A 17,785-nucleotide genomic window follows, 5' to 3' on the forward strand; every position below is an offset into this window, starting at 1 on the left:
AGTATTATTAAGCGCTGGTTTTAGTTTTTTCTATTACCTCTCTGTAATAATTCTCGTAAACAGGTAAGATCTTAGCCAGGTCAAATTCTTTGGCGCGGGCAAGGGCGTTCTCTTTAAATGTCGCCAGGCGTTCGGCATCTTCTAAAATATAGATCGCACTTTCGGCCATACCTTTTACGTCGCCAACATCTTTCAGGAAACCGGTTACACCGTCCACATTCAGTTCGGGCAAACCACCGGCGTTCGAGCTGATCACAGGTACTTTGCAGGCCATAGCCTCTAACGCAGCCAAACCGAAGCTTTCAGACTGCGATGGCATCAAAAACAGGTCAGATACGGACAGGATCTCTTCGATCGCATCCTGTTTACCTAAAAAGCGGGTGTCGTCTCCCACACCCAAGTCGCGGCACAGCTGCTCGCAATCGCTCCGCTCGCCGCCATCACCAACCATTAACAGTTTTGACGGGATCTTTTTACGGATCTTCGCAAAGATCTTAATTACATCCTCAGTACGTTTAACCTTGCGGAAGTTTGATGTATGGATCAGTATTTTCTCGCCCTCGGGCGCTATGGCTTTTTTAAAATGATCTTTAGCCTGCAGGTTAAAGCGCTTCAGATCAATAAAGTTAGGGATAACCTTAATATCGTTCTCGATATCAAAAAACTCATAGGTATCTTTCCTTAAATTCTCTGATACCGCAGTTACACCGTCAGATTTATTGATAGAGAAAGTTACTACCGGCTTATAGGTACGGTCCTTCCCTACCAGCGTAATATCGGTACCATGCAGAGTAGTTACTACCGGGATATAAATGCCGTACGTTAACAAAATTTGCTTGGCCATAAAAGCGGCCGAGGCATGAGGTATGGCGTAATGCACATGCAGGATATCCAGTTTCTCAAACCTTACCACATCAACCAGTCGGCTGGCCAAGGCCAGTTCGTACGGCGGGTAATCAAATAAAGGGTATTTAGATACAGAAACTTCGTGGTAAAAAAGATTTTCTGAAAAGAAATCCAGTCGGGCCGGTTGGTTATAGGTTATAAAATGAACCTGGTGGCCATTGTCGGCAAGCGCCTTGCCTAACTCTGTGGCTACAACCCCGCTACCACCAAAGGTTGGGTAACAAACTATTCCGATCTTCATTGAAGTAGGTTTCTGCTGCTGTGATAATTAATTGTGCAAGTTTAACAGCAAATTATGGAAATAGTGTTTGCATTTTGTAATATTAATTTCGAGGCAATAAATCCTAAACCACTCTTTTTACCGTTATTAAATCACATCTTTAACAAATGGAAAGTGCAATACATTTAGACATCAAGGCCATACAACATATTGGCATACCCGTAACCAATATTGTAATGTCGGCATTGTTTTACAGCAAGCTGGGATTTGCCAATGTGATGGAGAAGCCGTTTGACCATAATGGCGAGCAAGGTACTTGCATTATGATGAAACGCGGCGATATGATCATTGAGCTTTACCAGATGCCCAACAGCGTTTTGCCGGAGATAAGCGCACGAAAAGACGGGCATGTAGATCACGTTGCGTTTGATGTGGCCGACATTGACGAAGCCTACGCCATTGTAAAAAAGGGTGGCTTCAACATCATTGAACCCGAACCTGTATTTTTAAACTTCTGGAAAAACGGCTGCAAATACTTCAACATCACCGGGCCTGATGGCGAACGGCTGGAGTTTAACCAAGTGTTGTGATGTCGGATTTCGAATATCGGATGTCGGATTTATATTATTGATCGAAATATTACGCAATCAAAAAAAAGAAAATTCGAAATTGAACATTCGAAATCCGATTATACAAGAAAACCAAATCCGAAATCGAACATCCGAAATCCGATATCAATTAAGTCCTTTCGCAATAGCTTTATAGATCACATCCTGGATGCGTGGCCTGATGTTCAGGCTTGAAAGTTTGCTGCTTACCTTTGGATAGGTGCGGTTTGATAAAAATATGTACACCAGGTTATATTTAGGGTCAACCCAAACACAGGTGCCTGTGTAACCCGTATGCCCGTAACTATCCGGCGATGCCAGTTCTGACGGGTAATGCCTGTCGGCTATCGGGTCCCATTTATCAAAGCCTAACCCCCGGCGGCTGATAGGCGATTGTTTTGAGGTGAACAGGTCGACCGTTTCAGGCTTGATAAACAAATCGCCACCGTATGATCCTTTGTTTAACAACATCTGGTAAAGTATAGCGATATCATTGGCGCTGGCAAAAACACCGGCATGCCCCGCTACCCCACCCATTAACGCGGCGGTTGGGTCATTTACATAACCAATCAATTCTGAATGACGGTATTCCTCATCATCTTCAGACGGAACGATCTGCCCGGGCTGAAAACGGTAAAGCGGCAAGAAGCCCGCTGTTTGCATACTTAACCTATTGTAAAACTGTTGCTGAACATAAGTATTGATCGGGGTGCCACTAACTGCCTCTACCACCTGTTGCATAAAGATCATACTCAGGTCGCTGTATACATATTGCCCACGGGTTTTAAGCGGTGAGTTCAACATAGCAGGCAGCATTATATCTTTGAAATAATCTTTCCGCAGATAATAGCCGTTATTCACTTTTATAGGATACAAAGCAGATGAATCGGCGGTATGGTCCGTTGCTTTTATTTTATCAAAGGTGGGGATATCGGGGATCAGCCCTGCCTGGTGGGTTAGCAGTTCGCTGATCTTGATGCTGCTTTTGTTGGTGTTGCGCGTAACCGGCAGGTAATAACTCAGGGTCGAATCGATATTTAACTTCCCCTCGTCTTTAAGCAACATGGCAGATACGGTGGTCGCCGAGATCTTGGTCATAGACGCGATATCAAAAATATCGGTTATTTTATCCGGTACATCAGCAGCATAAGTATGATAACCGTATGCCTTATTAAATATTACCTTTCCGTCTTTAGCTACCAACACTACGCAGCCCGGCGTGGCATGGGCCTGCATGGCTTCGCGGGCTATTTTATCAATATCCTGCAGGTTGTCGGCATTAATACCAACAGCCTCGGGTACGCTGTATTCCAGCCGGGTTTTATCCGTTAAAAAGCCCATGCCATACCTGTACCGCTGGGTAATAGTGCCCGTTAGTTTTTGGGTGATAGCAACCCCGCCAAAAATAGCCTGCGCGCTAAAGCAAGCCGCTATAACCGATCCGCGTTCCGAATATAATATCGGCGCGGTAACGTCATTCAGTTTGTCAAGTGCCGAACCCTTACCAAAATAAGCGACGATCATGTTTTTTATTTGCTGGTTGTCTGTTATAAATTTAACCAAACCGGCATTGTTCAGGTCGGCTTCATTAAGTTGTACGATGATGGTATTGTACAGCCGAAGGTCTGCCGAGAGATTACTGATACGTTTACCTGTGTAATCGGCCGCGTTAAATGATGTTACTTTGGCGTATTTGTTGAGCAGGCTGTCAAACTGGGTAGCGAAAGTGTATGAAAGGTGAATACTGGCAATTTTAAGGTTACCAACATTTCTTAACGGGATAAGGTAATTGGCGTTATTTAATAGCATGGTTGATTTCTCAACCAGTTTTTCTTCTTTTATAAAAGCCTGACCGGGGCCTTGCGCACATGCAGAATTAAATAAGGTAAATGCCAGTAAAAGTAACAGAACCCAACGGGTCTTATTTTCGCTCATATACCTTCTCTCCGTTTATATAGGTTTTTAATACGTTAACTTTTGGCAGCGCGTTAGGCTCAACTTTCATCAGGTCCTGGTCTGTTATTACAAAATCGGCGTATTTGCCTACTTCAATGCTGCCTTTTTCTTTCTCTTCAAAATTAGCTTTTGCCGCCCAGATGGTCATTCCTTTCAGGGCCTCGGTCCTGCTTAGCGCGTTTTCCATCTGGAAACCATTTGCCGGGAAACCTTTCAGATCTTTACGCACCACCGCAGCATAAAATGTATATATCGGGTTGATATTTTCAACCGGGAAATCTGTCCCTAATGGCAGCCACCCGTTTTGATCTAATAACTCTTTTAAGGCATAAGCCGATTTTAAACGCTTGTTACCTAAACGTTGCCCGGCCCAGTACATATCAGAAGTAGCATGCGTTGGTTGCATAGACGGAATAATATTGTACTTGCCAAATAGGGCTACATCTTCGGGTGCTACCACCTGCGCGTGTTCTATCCGCCAGCGGCGATCATTTTTACCTTTTAACACACCGGCATAAATTTTTAGCATCACCCGGTTTGCCGAGTCGCCAATGGCATGGGTACACATCTGGAAGCCTTTCTCGGCTATTTTCTTTGCCACTTCCTCAAAATGGCTTGGGTTACTTAATAAAAAGCCGTTCCAACCCTTTTGGTCCTCATAGGGCTTTAATAAACAAGCACCTCTCGAACCGAGCGCACCGTCGGCATAAACCTTAAATGCACGCACATTCAGGCCCGGTGTCTTAAACACGCCGCGTTTAAACAGGTAATCATAGTTCTCCTGCCTGTCAGCCAGCATTACGTACATCCGCATTTTTAAAGAGCCTTTGTGCTGCATCTCGGCAATGGTATTTACCATAGTGTAGGGTAAACCGCAATCGTCAACAGTGGTGAGGCCCACAGCAAAGCAGTTGGTTTGGGCACTCAATAAGGCATTTCGTACCAGCGTATCTGTAGGATCCGGAATTTTACGGGTTACAATGCCTACCGCGTTATCAACCAATATACCGGTAAGCTTGCCGTTAATGGTTTCAATTTCGCCACCTACAACAGGCTGGCCGGGTTTAATACCTGCAATGGTTAAAGCTGCCTGGTTAGCTATAACCGCATGGCCATCAACCCTGTTTAGTATTACCGGCCTTACCGGGAATATAGAATCCAGCTTTGCCTTGTCCGGGAATTTCCTGCCGGCCCATAAGTTCTGGTCCCAGCCGTTACCAATTATCCAACCTTCGGGGTTACGATCGGCGTAAGCTTTAACGGTATCTATAACCTGGGCCCAGGTTTTTAAGCCTTTTAAATCGACTTGCTGCAAGCCCATCCCATACTCGTAAAAATGCGCGTGAGCATCAATAAACCCCGGATACACGCTTTTTCCCTGTGCATCAACAACCTCGCGGGCATGATATTTATCTTCTAAAGCAGCGGCATCACCAACAGCCAGGATCTTCCCGCCACTAACTACAAATGCGTTGGATGTAGTGAACGCGCTGTCAACCGTGTAAACCACCGCGTTTTTCACTAAGAGGTCGGCATTATACTCTTTTTGCTTACAGGCTACTACAAAAAGCAGCAAAATGGGCCATAATTTTTTCATACGATGTGGCTGTAAAGATATCACAAAGTATATACAACTTTCAAATGATAAAGTTGGGTGTGCCCGCAAAATATCCGTTTTACAACTGCAGGCTATTCTTTATTAATGGTTACTTTCCGGGTATTGCCGGCGTCGTCTTTCAATGTCAAAACCGCGGTTTCTTTACCATAAAGCGGCGGCTTGTTATTTACCAGGTCGCAAATAGTAACGTTGCTGTAGTCGGTATTATCAATAGCTGTTATCTGTTCGCCCTGCTTTACCAGGCCATCCGCTTTCTGCCATATAACACCGGCTATGAGTTTATTACCGGCAAAGGTTGTACGTAAGGGCCATTGCTTTTCGCCGACATCGTTCACAGGAGTATTTGCATCAAAATAAAATTTAGCGTTTATAAAGTCGAGCGTAACTGTTCCGTACTCCAATAACTTACTGCCTATGGCCGGGATGGCGTCTTTATTGCTTTCTGCAATTAAATTATTGAATATGCCATTACCTACGCTAAAAGAAGCTACCTTAAACAGGTACTTATCAGCAGCAGTTTGCAGCCCCATCAGCCCAATAGTGCTGGCACCGTAACCCGTGGTCAGAGTATCAAAAATTGCGTATTGTGTAAGGGATGAAACCATTTTATCATTTATCCGCAAAAACTCATTATCGCCGGTATCAAAGGGAATAGTAAGTGTAACTTTTTTATTCATCACAATTTTTATCTGCGGGTCACTTTGATATCCCTCTTTAAAAACCAGGTCGGTGCTGTATTTTGATTTGAGGTTAAGTTTGTTTTTCTGATCAGTAAATACAATAACGTGTTTGGTATTATTAATGCTGATGATAGAATTACGCAGCAGGTTACTGCCAATTACACCATCAATATGATAGCAATTATAAAAATCAGGAAACAAGGTAATGGCCGGGATATGATTAAAGCTAAGGCTGCCTAACTTCAGATCATTCAGCTCGACAGTAGTTACCGAATCGGTATGCAAAAAGGTATCATCTATTATATCCTTATGAAGCACTTTGGCATTCAGCTGCAGAGCCAGCTCTTTGCTGATGGCCACAGGTGCGCCGGTGTCAAATAAAAAACGGTGTTTTTTACCCGCTATCTCACCCTCCAAAAATATTTTTCCGTTAATGTATTCGTAGGGGATCTCTTCATAATAATTCTTTGAACTGGTGCCACCCTGGTTAAATGTGAAAACCTGGGCAAAGCAAACCGGCGATGCTAATAGCAATAAACAGGTAAGTAGTTTCATAAGCAGGATTTGATGATGTAAAATACGGAATTAATAACGCTATTATCTGTTCAAAATTCTTTCACAGGTAAAGGAATTTAACAATCATTTATTCCCCTCTGTTTTGGAGTGGAACCTGGAGAGCCCGCAAAAAAAATCAAACTTGTGCTGTCAAATCTTTAATTTAGCATCGAAAACGAAATTGAAGGGAAATTTTATAAATGTCAGATATAATTCAGCTTTTACCAGACTCCGTAGCTAACCAGATCGCCGCCGGCGAGGTGGTGCAGCGGCCTGCATCTGCGGTAAAAGAACTGATAGAAAATGCTATTGATGCCGGTGCGGATAAGATCCAGTTGATCGTTAAAGATGCCGGCAAATCATTGATACAGGTTATTGATAACGGCTGCGGCATGAGCGGTACCGACGCGCGCATGAGTTTTGAGCGCCATGCCACCTCAAAAATTAAAAAAGCCGAGGACCTTTTTGCTATTCGTACCATGGGTTTCAGGGGCGAGGCTATGGCATCCATAGCGGCCATAGCGCAGGTCGAGTTAAAAACGCGCCGTCATGAAGATGAACTGGGCACACAGATCTTTATCGAGGCATCAGAAGTAATGAAACAGGAAGCCTGCTCGGCCCCTGCAGGAACTTCGATCTGCGTAAAAAACCTTTTTTACAATATCCCGGCACGTCGCAACTTTTTAAAAAGCAACCCGGTTGAGATGCGCCATATTATCGACGAGTTTCAGCGCGTGGCACTGGCCCATCCCGAGATATTTTTCACGCTGCACCATGACGGGCAGGAGGTTTACCATTTACCGGCCACTACCTTAAAGCAGCGCATTATCCACCTGTTTGGCAATAATTATAACCAGCGCCTGGTACCGGTTGAAGAAGATACCACCATTATTAACCTGCGCGGTTTTGTAGGCAAGCCCGAGTTTGCCAAACGCACCCGCGGTGAGCAGTTCTTTTTTGTAAATAACCGATTTATTAAAGACCCTTATTTAAACCATGCCGTACTAACCGCTTTTGAAGAGCTACTGCCTGACGATACTTATCCACTGTATGTGCTGTTTATCGATATCGATCCGTCAAAAATCGATATCAACGTACATCCAACCAAAACTGAGATCAAATACCAGGACGAGAAGGCCATTTACGCCATTATCCGCTCGGCGGTTAAAAGATCATTGGGCAGGTACAATATTACGCCAAGTTTAGATTTTGACCAGGAGAACAGCATTGAACACCTGATCACGCCGAAACCTTTTGAAGAGATCGTGGCCCCGTCTATTGCATTTAACCCCAATTTTAACCCATTCACAAAAACCGAGCGCGAGCTGCCGTTTTTACGGGATACCGGCGGAGGCAGCAGCCATAGCAACAGGACCAATCCTATCCCGAGCAACTGGGATACTTTATACGAGATCAGCAAAAGGGAAGAACCCGTACAACAGCAGATCCACACGGAAGAAACCGTAGCCGTTAACGAGCAGGAAATAGCCAAAACCAGCGACAGGCAGTTTTTCCAGATCCATAATCGGTTCATCATGTCGCAAATTAAATCGGGCTTTATGCTGATCAACCAGCAGGCCGCACATGAACGGATCTTGTACGAACGCTTTTTGCAGCAATTGCAAAACCACTCAGGCGTAAGCCAGCAAAGTTTATTTCCGCAATCGCTCACACTAAACAGCAGCGATTTTGAGTTATTGAGAGAGCTTTTGCCTGATATCAGGGCGCTGGGCTTTGATATCCGCGAGTTTGGCAAAAATACGGTAGTGGTTGAAGGTATCCCGGCCGACCTGAACAACGTAGGTGAACATGAGCTTTTGGAACGCCTGCTTGAAGGGTTTAAAAATAATCTGTCGATATTGAAATTAGACAAGCGCGATAATCTGGCAAGGTCGCTGGCGCGTAACGCGGCCATAAAGGCCGGCACTAAACTATCGTCAGAAGAGATGAATTTATTGACGGATCAGCTCTTCGCGTGTCAAATGCCAAATGTTGCTTTAAATGGCAAGCCTGTAATTAGTACCTTTACATTAAATGAATTATTAGAGCGGTTTGAAAAATAACCGGTATATTATACCACTATGCAATCACCTTTCGCAAATTTACCCCCGGTTGTAAAAAACCTGCTTATTATAAATATTATTTGCTTTTTGCCCTACCTATTGTTTAAACAGGGCATGGTCGACCAGATCTACAACCTGGTATCCGCACATTATTTTGATTCGCCTTATTTTAAACCGTGGCAGCCTCTCACCTATATGTTTTTTCATGGCGGGTGGATGCACATTATCTTTAATATGTTCGCGCTTTACTCGCTCGGTGCCATTCTTGAATATCATATCGGTTCTCAAAAATTTGTAGCATTTTACTTTATCTGTGGTTTAGGCGGTATAGCCTTACAGTTAGCTATACAGGCTTTTGAGGTACACCAAATTATTGGCTCTTTCACCACACCTAATATTGATGCTACACTAAATTTATTACCTGCTGCGGCACAGAGCAAGCTTGCAGGGATTTATGTTTCGTCAATGGTGGGTGCATCGGGGGCAATCTTCGGTTTGTTTATCGCCTTCGGTATGATCTATCCAAATGCCGAATTGATGATCATGTTTATTCCTATCCCGGTTAAAGCAAAATATGTAATGCCGGTTTATGTTTTGGTTGAACTTTCATTAGGCATAGGACAATTTGGGGGTGATGATGTGGCGCATTTCGCGCACCTTGGCGGCGCCATTTTAGGTTTTATACTGGTAAAGGCTTGGCGTTTACAAGGCCCGGGGAATTACATTAATTAAAACGTTTTTAGAGGATATATGACGTTCTGGGAAAATTTAAATTTTAAGGTATTCCGCTCAGGTAGCAAGCTTTACCTGCTTATCGGTATTAACGTTATTGTCTTTTTCACTATCGGCATACTCTCGGTATTTGAGAAGTTAGTATTCCGGACAACCATTGTTGATTTTTACAGCCAGGAATATCTTACGCTACAAGCCTACCTGCCTAAACTGGCTGTCCGTTTCTGGACGCTGTTTACCTACATGTTTATGCATGCAGATATCTGGCACCTGCTGTTTAATATGCTGTGGTTTTACTGGATGGGCCAGATCTTTGAAGAGTTTTTAGGAAATAAACGTATTTTAGGACTATACTTACTGGGGGGCTTATCGGGTGCGGTGCTATATGTAGTTAGCTTTAACATCTTCCCCCTGTTTTCACGGGACCAAGCACTTTTGTTGATACCGACATTAGGATCCTCGGCAAGTGTGATGGCTGTTATTGCGGGTGCGGCCACCATTACGCCCAACTATACCATCATGCTGTTTGGAGTTATCCCCATTAAATTAAAATGGATAGCCATTTTTTATGTGGCGATGGGATTTTGGGGCATAACCGGCCCTAACGCCGGCGGCGAGATAGCACACATAGGCGGCGCGTTATTTGGATTTATATACGTAAAGCAATTGCAAAACGGGCGCGATATGATAGGTACCATTGCCGGCATTTTTAAGTCCAGGTCAAAATTAAAAGTGGCGTCAACCAACAGGGATAGGCCCGCGTCTGACGCGCCAAGACAAGAAGAAGTTGACCGTATTTTAGATAAAATTTCAACAACAGGATATGATAACCTGAGCAAACAGGAAAAAGAGACGCTATTTCGCGCCAGCAAAAAATGAAGGCTAAAAAAAGATTACCTTTTATTGATAAGGTGTTTTTGTGGATAAACTGCGGTTTATGCCTGGCTTTGCTTACCAGTTATTTTGCCCCAATAACCGATCCGAACAAATACTGGATAATAGCTTTTTTTGGTTTAGCTTACCCGCCCTTGTTGCTGGTTAATATCATCATGATAGCCTACTGGCTGTTACGTAAAAAATGGCTGGCGCTGTTATCGGTATTGACCATTCTTTGTGGTTTTAGTGTTTTAAAAAACAATATCGGTTTTAACCCGGGTAACAGTAACATCATTAAGCCGCAAGGCGACAACGATGTACGGATGATGACCTATAACGTACATGAATTTAATAAATACGGTTACACAAGTGACATATCTACCAGGGATGAAATTTTAAATATCATAGCCAAAGCGCAACCTGATGTTATAGCTATTCAGGAGTTTTTTACCCGTAAGCGCGGACAATATGCCATGATCGATTCTGTAAAGAAAAGGATGGGGTGTACTGATTTTTATTATGAATGTTTTGTCGGCACTAAAGAAGATGGTTTAGGCTTGGCTATATTTTCAAAGTTCCCGATAATTGCAAAGGGGCTTATCCAATTGTCGGCCATGACAAGCGATAACCAATGTTTATATACCGATATCAAAAAAGGTGCCCACGTGATCAGGTTATATAGCGTGCATCTGCAATCTATCAATTTTAGACCAGAAGATTACCGTTACATAGATAGCGTTAAACAAAAAGGAAAACCTGATTTTAGCTCGACAAAACGTTTAGGCGGAAAATTGAAAAAGGCGTTCATGAAACGTGCCGATCAGGTTGCCAAAATTAAAGAACACGCAAAACAATGCCCTTACCCTTATATCATAGCCGGCGATTTTAATGATACACCAACATCATACGCAGTAAATCAAATGGCAAAGGGATTGAAAAATACGTTCCGTGAAAAGGGCTTTGGCCTGGGGCGCACCTATAATGGCGATTTCCCTAATTACCAGATAGATTACATTATGGCCTCGCCGCAGTTTGACGTTGCCAGCTATACTATTACTGAAAAAAAGCTGTCAGACCATTACCCGGTGTGTGCGGATTTGCTGTTGAAGTAAGTTTGTGAGTTGGCAGTAAGCAGTTTGCAGTGGGCAGCCGATTTGGTTATCAACACCATATTTGTTTACGTTTCATTCACTACTAACAACTCCCTACTGCCAATTGCCCACTGCAAACTGCCAACTCACGACTGCCCACTCACTTATTCACCAATCACTATTCTCCATTCACCTGAAAATCGTAAGTTTGCCGCTATGGAGCAAAATTTATTTGTTTACAACACTTTAACACGTAAAAAAGAAGAGTTTAAGCCACTTAATCCGCCGCATGTAGGCATGTACGTTTGCGGCCCAACCGTTTACAGTGATGTACATTTAGGTAATTGCCGTACTTATATATCTTTCGACCTGATATTCAGATACCTTACCCAAATTGGGTATAAAGTACGTTATGTACGCAATATTACCGACGCGGGCCACTTAGAAGGTGATGCCGGCGATCAGGGCGAAGATAAGATCTCAAAAAAAGCTAAGCTGGCGCAGCTTGAGCCAATGGAAATTGTTCAAAAATACACCGTTGGTTTTCGTGATGTGCTGCATACCTTTAACACTTTACCGCCAAGTATTGAGCCTACGGCTACCGGCCATATCATTGAACAAATTGAGCTGATAAAAATAATGCTGGACAGGGGTTATGCCTACGAAGTGGACGGCTCTGTGTATTTTGACGTTGAGAAATATAATGCCAACCATGATTACGGCGTATTGAACGGCCGTAATTTAGAGGACCTGCTCAATAACACCCGTACGCTTGGCGGCCAGGAAGAAAAACACGGCAAACTTGATTTTGCCTTATGGATAAAAGCCAAGCCCGAGCATTTAATGAAATGGCCTTCGCCATGGGGTGTCGGTTTCCCGGGATGGCATTTGGAATGCTCGGCTATGAGCCATAAATACCTGGGCGAACAGTTTGACATTCACGGTGGTGGTATTGACCTGGTACCAACACACCATACTAATGAGATAGCGCAAAACTTTGCCTGCTGCGAAAAAAATCCGGCCAATTATTGGATCCATACCAATATGCTGACCGTTAACGGGCAAAAAATGTCAAAGTCATTAGGTAATAGTTTTTTACCGCATGAGCTGTTTAGCGGCGAGCATTCTATACTTGACAGGGGCTACAGCCCAATGACGGTGCGTTTCTTTATTTTACAGGCACATTACCGCAGCACGCTCGACTTTGGCAACGAAGCCATGGAAGCGTCAGACAAAGGCTTTAAACGCCTGATGAACGCGGTTAGTTTGCTTGATACATTGAAAGCATCAGCCACTACAGATGTTGACGTGGCACCGCTTAAACAACGCTGCTACGACGCCATGAACGATGATTTTAACAGCCCGGTTTTAATTGCCGAATTGTTTGAAGCAACCCGTATTATCAACTCGGTGCATGATGGTAAAATGAAGATAGATACCGCTAATCTTGAAATTTTAAAAAACATCATTAAAACTTTTGTGTTTGATGTGTTGGGTTTAAAGAACGAGCAGGCTGCCGACGATGATTTGCCAAAAGTGCTTAATCTGGTGGTTAATTTACGTAACGAGGCTAAGAAAAACCAGGACTATGCCACATCTGACAAGATCAGGGATGGCTTACAAAAAATAGGTATCCAGCTTAAAGACAGCAAAGAAGGAACAAACTGGAGTAAAATTTAATTCATAAATCAGCGTTATTAAAAACAAAAGCCGAAACTTGACCCAAACTATTTGGATATTAATTAATCATCAAATCTCCCCCAAATCACAGAAAATGAAAAAAATTGCATTAGCTACCCTCTCCCTTATTTGCTTTGCGGCTACTACCTATGCCCAGATGCCTGCTAAGGTTAACACTGTTGTTGAGGCCGAGGATAACTTTAATAAATTAGTTGCACGTAAAGGTATCAAGAATGCCTTTTTAGCAGTTGCCGATGTTGACGGCATTGTATTTAAACCCAAAGTGGTTAAGATAACCGATTTTTACAGCAGTGTTGAAAAACAACCCGGCACACTGCAATGGCAGCCCAAATTTGCCCGTATATCTTACAACGGCGACTTGGCATTCAGCGCTGGCCCTTATGTATACCTTAACGGTAAAAACGAAGATGATAAAGTTTACGGCGATTACGTTTCTATCTGGCGCGCTGATCCGGACGGTAAGTTAAAACTATTGATCGACCTGGGCATACAGCACCCTGAGGCCGAAAAAGAAGCCCCAATAGACTTTAAAGAGCCGGATGCGAATAAGAAACCGGTAATTAACAAAGATCCGTTTAACGGCAAACTGGTTATTCTGAATACCGATAAATCATTCAACCAGTCTTTAACTTTGTCGTCATTAGGCGCATACAAAGAGTTTTTAAGCCCTGAAGGCCGCTATTACTTCCCCGGCTTTGAACCTATAACAGGTACAGACCAAGTATTGAAATTTTTAAATAACGAAGCGATAACTATATCGGCCGAAAACATCAGCGGTGGCCGCTCAACCAGTAATGACCTGGCCTACACCTATGGTCGTGCCCGTATTAAAAAAGGTAACGTGGTAAGCAACTATAACTACGTACGCATCTGGGAATTAGACGCGTCGCACAAATGGAATATCCTGCTGGAAGTTTTCTCGTCGATTGAGAATTAGGCATTAGTTGATTAGAGGTCAGAGATTGGGCCTGTCAATCAAAATAAAAAGGGGCTTGTCGATTTGATAAGCCCCTTTTTTATGCGTTAACCTAATCTCTAATTAACTAATCTCTAACATCTAAAACAACTGCTCAATAATATCATCCGTCGATAACCCTTCTGCTTCGGCATGATAGCTGCGTACAATACGGTGGCTTAAAATAGGTTTGGCAACGGCACGTACATCTTCAATATCAGGCGAGTATTTACCGTGGATAACCGCGTGGCATTTAGCGCCTAAAATTAAAAATTGCGAAGCCCTCGGGCCCGCGCCCCAGTTTAGCAATCTTTTAACCTGCGGGGCGGCAAACTCGCCGTCAGGGCGTGTTTTGGCTACCAGCTTTACGGCATATTCGAGCACATTATCTGCAACGGGTATATTTCTTACTAATTGCTGAAAAGCGATGATCTGCTCGGCATTTAAGATCTTGGCGACACTTTGATTTAAAATACTGGTAGTATTTTTTACGATCTGCAACTCCTCTTTAAACGAAGGATAATTTAACGACACCTTGAACATAAAGCGGTCAAGCTGTGCTTCGGGCAATGGATAAGTACCTTCCTGCTCAATAGGGTTTTGCGTAGCCAGCACAAAAAATGGCTGCGATAGCTTGTGGGTAACGCCCGCCGCAGTAACTGCTTTTTCCTGCATGGCCTCTAAAAGCGCTGCCTGGGTTTTAGGAGGCGTACGGTTTATCTCGTCAGCAAGGATAATGTTTGAAAACACCGGTCCGGGAATAAACTTAAAATTGCGGTCTTCGCCCAATATTTCAGATCCGATAATGTCTGATGGCATCAGATCGGGCGTAAACTGGATCCGGTTAAAATCAAGGTCAAGCACCTGTGATACGGTTTGCACCAGTAACGTTTTTGCAAGACCTGGTACACCCACCAGTAAACAATGCCCGTTGCTGAAAATAGATATCAGCACAAACTTTACAACTTCGTCCTGTCCAACTATAACATTGCCTATCTCTTTGCGTATTTGCTCATACGCGTGTTTTAAAGCATCGGCGGCCTCTACGTCAGATCGGTGTTGCATAGGTTGTTAGTTATTACGGTTTGGCCTGGGCTGTAGGCGCTTCAGGCACTGGTGTAGACCAACCTGTTAATACCGGGCAAGCCTGGTATTGCGGATCGATCTTGATATACGTTTGTTTTCTCTTTTTTGCAAACCACTCGCTAATAGTACGGTTGGTTTTATCCTCGGTAGCATAAGTCTTTATTTTCGGAAAATCCTGCTCCAAGTTAGCTTTATGCGCATCGGTCACAGATTTTAAATGATATATCCGGTAGCTTTTTTGTCCCCTTTGGTCAGTATATAAAACAGGTTTTGAAATCCCGCCGGCTTTCATGGTATCTACAACCAGTGCAATTTGCGGATCAAGTTTATCTGTAGGGATACGGGTTGTTCTTACCTCAACATTCTCGGGATTCAATATTAAACCGCCGTTATACTTGGTTTCCTTATTGTCAGAATACAACGATGCCGCACTCGAAAAGAAATCAACCTTAGTGTTTTTTATCAACAGGTTATAAACGGTATCGGCCTTACCCTTTGCGCGGTCTAAACTTTCGGGCGTTACAGGCGGGCTGATCAATACGTGACGGGTATGTACCTGTTCGCCGCGACGCTCCAATACCTGCAAAAAGAAGAAACCAAAATCCTGTGTTTCAAACACAGGCGAAAACTCGCCGGCTTTCAGTTTAAATGCCCAGGCTATAAATTCTTTTACATAACCATTATTACGGTCATAAAAGCCGTCGTCGCCGCCTTGCGGCGCTGTTCCCGGATCCTGAGAATAAGCTGTAGCTAACGTAGCAAAATCCTCACCTTTCTTTATCCTGTCAAGCAGGTCCTGCGCTTTTTGCTTATAAACCTCTTTCTCCTCTTTGTTAAGTTTCGGCTCAAATACAATTTCGGCTACTTCTACCTCTTTATTAAAAGTTGGCAGGCTGTCTTTAGGTATCTTGTTAAAATAATCTCTTACATCCTGCGGTGTAGTAGTTAATTTTTCAGTAATATGCGATTGCATCTTCTGGGCAACCAGCATCTCTTTTATATCACCGTGGATCTCTTCTTTATACTGCAATATAGACCGACCCAAAAACTGCTCCAGTCTGTCCTGGCCACCTGCACGTTGGGTCATGTTGCGCATCCTTCGGTCTATCTCGTTCTGCACCTCATCTTCCTTTACATCAATACTGTCAATAGCCGCCTGTTGTATCAGCAACTTCTGTGTGATCAGGTTTTGAGCAAGCGCGCACTTATCAGGGTGCATATTTTGCATCACATACTGCGCATTCATCAATTCAATATCTGATTGCAGTATAACACTGTTACCAACCACCGCTATAATCTTATCCAACACAATTTTCTGCGCGTTAGCAACAGATGCAAATAAAACAATACCTAAAACTACTATCCCAAACTTTCTCATTTATGCTACTTAAATAAAACAGGCAGTGCCTGTAAAAACGCCCGAATTTCGGTAAAAAATATCAATTATAACTGCATATCAAGGTCTTTTAATGTATGCGGTTTTATAATTATGCGAATATGCCAATAAAGCTTCAAACACTTTAACTATTTTTGGTTAAAATTTGTTAAAGTGAGAGCAGAGAACCCGGCAGCGTTACGATTTATTTTACAGGATGATATTTACCTGTTAGCAAACGATAAAGCATTTATCAGATCGGCCGCTGACAACCCTGTTGCCGAGGTTATTCCTGAACCTGCTTCGATACCTAAAACTGAACCCGTTGCCTCGTCCGTAACCGAACCTGTTGTAGAAACGCCGACAATATCATTTAATTACCTGGGCAGCAACAAAAAGAAATTTTTAATAACCACTTACTATACCAACCAGGAATTTATTGCCGACGAGCATTTAACCGCTTTACAAAATATCCTGAAGCGTAAAGCGTATGATATTGATGACGTGGCCATATTAAATCTTGCCAAAAACCGGGCGAACAACTTCGATGAGCTATTGACGTATTTTAAACCTGAAAAGCTGTTGATATTAGGTAAGGAAGCTATTCCGGCAAATATGGATGTCCTGATGCTTAACCAGCCCAAGCAACTGGCAGGCAGCGTCACACTGTATAGCTTTAGCTTTGACGAAATGATGGACAACACCGACCATAAAAAAGCTTTCTGGGAACAAATGAAAAACTTGTAATACATGCAGCAATTAGTATTTGCCACCAATAATGCCCATAAATTGGAAGAGGTCGACGCTATCCTCCGAAAGACTCAGGATGACAGACAGGCTCAGAATGATAAACGCATACAGTTATTAAGCCTTAATGATATTAACTGTCATGATGATATTGCCGAAACCGGTACTACCTTCAACGAGAACGCTTCTATTAAAAGCCATTATATTTTCAACAAATACCATGTTAATTGTTTTGGCGATGACAGCGGGTTAGAGATAGATGCCTTAAATGGCGAACCCGGCGTTTACTCGGCACGTTATGCAGGCGAGCATGGCAACCATGCCGCCAATATGGCTAAAGTATTAGAAAAGCTGACTGACGTAAGCAATCGAAGGGCCCGTTTTCGCACTGTTATTTCATTACTGTGGGACGGCGAGGAACATTTTTTTGAAGGTACTATAGAAGGCACCATTCGCACCGAGCTGAGCGGCACGGCAGGTTTTGGGTATGATCCGATTTTTCAACCCGATGGTTACGACGTTACCTTTGCCGAAATGACACTGGCAGAAAAAAATAGCATCAGCCATAGGGCAATAGCGGTCGACAAACTGATCGTGTTTCTTAATAACATATAGC

General features: G+C 43.2%; 15 protein-coding genes. 9 read left to right on the top strand and 6 right to left on the bottom strand.

The features are described from left to right. Window positions 1-7 precede the first annotated feature (7 nt). Window positions 8-1,147, bottom strand: a complete 1,140-nt coding sequence (bshA, locus tag FO440_RS02980; protein WP_144246735.1) for an N-acetyl-alpha-D-glucosaminyl L-malate synthase BshA — start codon at window positions 1,145-1,147, stop codon at window positions 8-10. Window positions 1,148-1,293: 146 nt separating this feature from the next. Between bshA and FO440_RS02985 the strand changes: the two genes are divergently transcribed. Continuing rightward, on the top strand, window positions 1,294-1,716 hold the full coding sequence (locus tag FO440_RS02985) for a VOC family protein (RefSeq protein ID WP_144246736.1): 423 nt from the start codon (window positions 1,294-1,296) through the stop codon (window positions 1,714-1,716). A gap of 144 nt (window positions 1,717-1,860) precedes the next feature. Here FO440_RS02985 and FO440_RS02990 read toward each other — a convergent pair whose 3' ends face one another. The 3 genes from FO440_RS02990 to FO440_RS03000 all read right to left on the bottom strand — a co-directional run bounded on the left by FO440_RS02990 (window position 1,861) and on the right by FO440_RS03000 (window position 6,543). Then, a complete protein-coding gene (locus FO440_RS02990; protein ID WP_144246737.1) occupies window positions 1,861-3,669 on the bottom strand; it encodes a serine hydrolase domain-containing protein in 1,809 nt (602 codons plus the stop codon). After that, a complete protein-coding gene (locus FO440_RS02995; RefSeq protein WP_144246738.1) occupies window positions 3,656-5,287 on the bottom strand; it encodes an amidohydrolase in 1,632 nt (543 codons plus the stop codon). The genes FO440_RS02990 and FO440_RS02995 overlap by 14 nt, the downstream gene beginning before the upstream one ends. 92 nt (window positions 5,288-5,379) lie before the next feature. Further along, window positions 5,380-6,543, bottom strand: coding sequence for a retropepsin-like aspartic protease (locus FO440_RS03000; RefSeq protein ID WP_144246739.1), 1,164 nt, complete (start codon window positions 6,541-6,543; stop codon window positions 5,380-5,382). Between the two features lie 200 nt (window positions 6,544-6,743). Here FO440_RS03000 and mutL point away from each other — a divergent pair, with 200 nt between their 5' ends. The 6 genes from mutL to FO440_RS03030 all read left to right on the top strand — a co-directional run bounded on the left by mutL (window position 6,744) and on the right by FO440_RS03030 (window position 13,943). After that, window positions 6,744-8,606: a DNA mismatch repair endonuclease MutL gene (gene mutL, locus FO440_RS03005; protein ID WP_144246740.1), complete on the top strand. Its 1,863-nt coding sequence runs from the start codon at window positions 6,744-6,746 to the stop codon at window positions 8,604-8,606. Between the two features lie 87 nt (window positions 8,607-8,693). Beyond that, window positions 8,694-9,338 carry a rhomboid family intramembrane serine protease gene (locus FO440_RS03010; protein ID WP_246104163.1) on the top strand — a complete coding sequence of 215 codons (645 nt, stop codon included), beginning with the start codon at window positions 8,694-8,696 and terminating at the stop codon, window positions 9,336-9,338. Window positions 9,339-9,356: 18 nt separating this feature from the next. Beyond that, the gene (locus tag FO440_RS03015; protein ID WP_144246742.1) at window positions 9,357-10,217 is read left to right on the top strand and encodes a rhomboid family intramembrane serine protease; all 861 of its coding nucleotides are present in this window, start codon (window positions 9,357-9,359) and stop codon (window positions 10,215-10,217) included. After that, window positions 10,214-11,326, top strand: a complete 1,113-nt coding sequence (locus FO440_RS03020; protein ID WP_144246743.1) for an endonuclease/exonuclease/phosphatase family protein — start codon at window positions 10,214-10,216, stop codon at window positions 11,324-11,326. The genes FO440_RS03015 and FO440_RS03020 overlap by 4 nt, the downstream gene beginning before the upstream one ends. A 195-nt stretch (window positions 11,327-11,521) precedes the next feature. After that, window positions 11,522-12,985: a cysteine--tRNA ligase gene (gene cysS, locus FO440_RS03025; RefSeq protein ID WP_144246744.1), complete on the top strand. Its 1,464-nt coding sequence runs from the start codon at window positions 11,522-11,524 to the stop codon at window positions 12,983-12,985. A gap of 94 nt (window positions 12,986-13,079) precedes the next feature. Next, window positions 13,080-13,943, top strand: a complete 864-nt coding sequence (locus tag FO440_RS03030; RefSeq protein ID WP_144246745.1) for a hypothetical protein — start codon at window positions 13,080-13,082, stop codon at window positions 13,941-13,943. A 120-nt stretch (window positions 13,944-14,063) separates the two neighbouring features. Here the strand turns inward: FO440_RS03030 and FO440_RS03035 are convergent, their stop codons facing one another. After that, window positions 14,064-15,026 (bottom strand): AAA family ATPase, encoded by a 963-nt coding sequence (locus FO440_RS03035; protein WP_144246746.1) that lies wholly within the window; start codon window positions 15,024-15,026, stop codon window positions 14,064-14,066. Window positions 15,027-15,039: 13 nt separating this feature from the next. Further along, window positions 15,040-16,425: a peptidylprolyl isomerase gene (locus FO440_RS03040; RefSeq protein WP_144246747.1), complete on the bottom strand. Its 1,386-nt coding sequence runs from the start codon at window positions 16,423-16,425 to the stop codon at window positions 15,040-15,042. A 171-nt stretch (window positions 16,426-16,596) separates the two neighbouring features. Here FO440_RS03040 and FO440_RS03045 point away from each other — a divergent pair, with 171 nt between their 5' ends. Together FO440_RS03045 and FO440_RS03050 are read left to right on the top strand one after the other, a co-directional pair. Then, window positions 16,597-17,169: a hypothetical protein gene (locus FO440_RS03045; RefSeq protein WP_144246748.1), complete on the top strand. Its 573-nt coding sequence runs from the start codon at window positions 16,597-16,599 to the stop codon at window positions 17,167-17,169. Between the two features lie 3 nt (window positions 17,170-17,172). After that, complete coding sequence (locus FO440_RS03050) at window positions 17,173-17,784, top strand: non-canonical purine NTP diphosphatase (RefSeq protein WP_144246749.1); 612 nt, start codon at window positions 17,173-17,175, stop codon at window positions 17,782-17,784. The last annotated feature ends 1 nt before the right edge of the window (window position 17,785 follow it).

The sequence above is a fragment of the Mucilaginibacter corticis genome, assembly GCF_007558865.1.
Taxonomy (GTDB): domain Bacteria; phylum Bacteroidota; class Bacteroidia; order Sphingobacteriales; family Sphingobacteriaceae; genus Mucilaginibacter; species Mucilaginibacter corticis.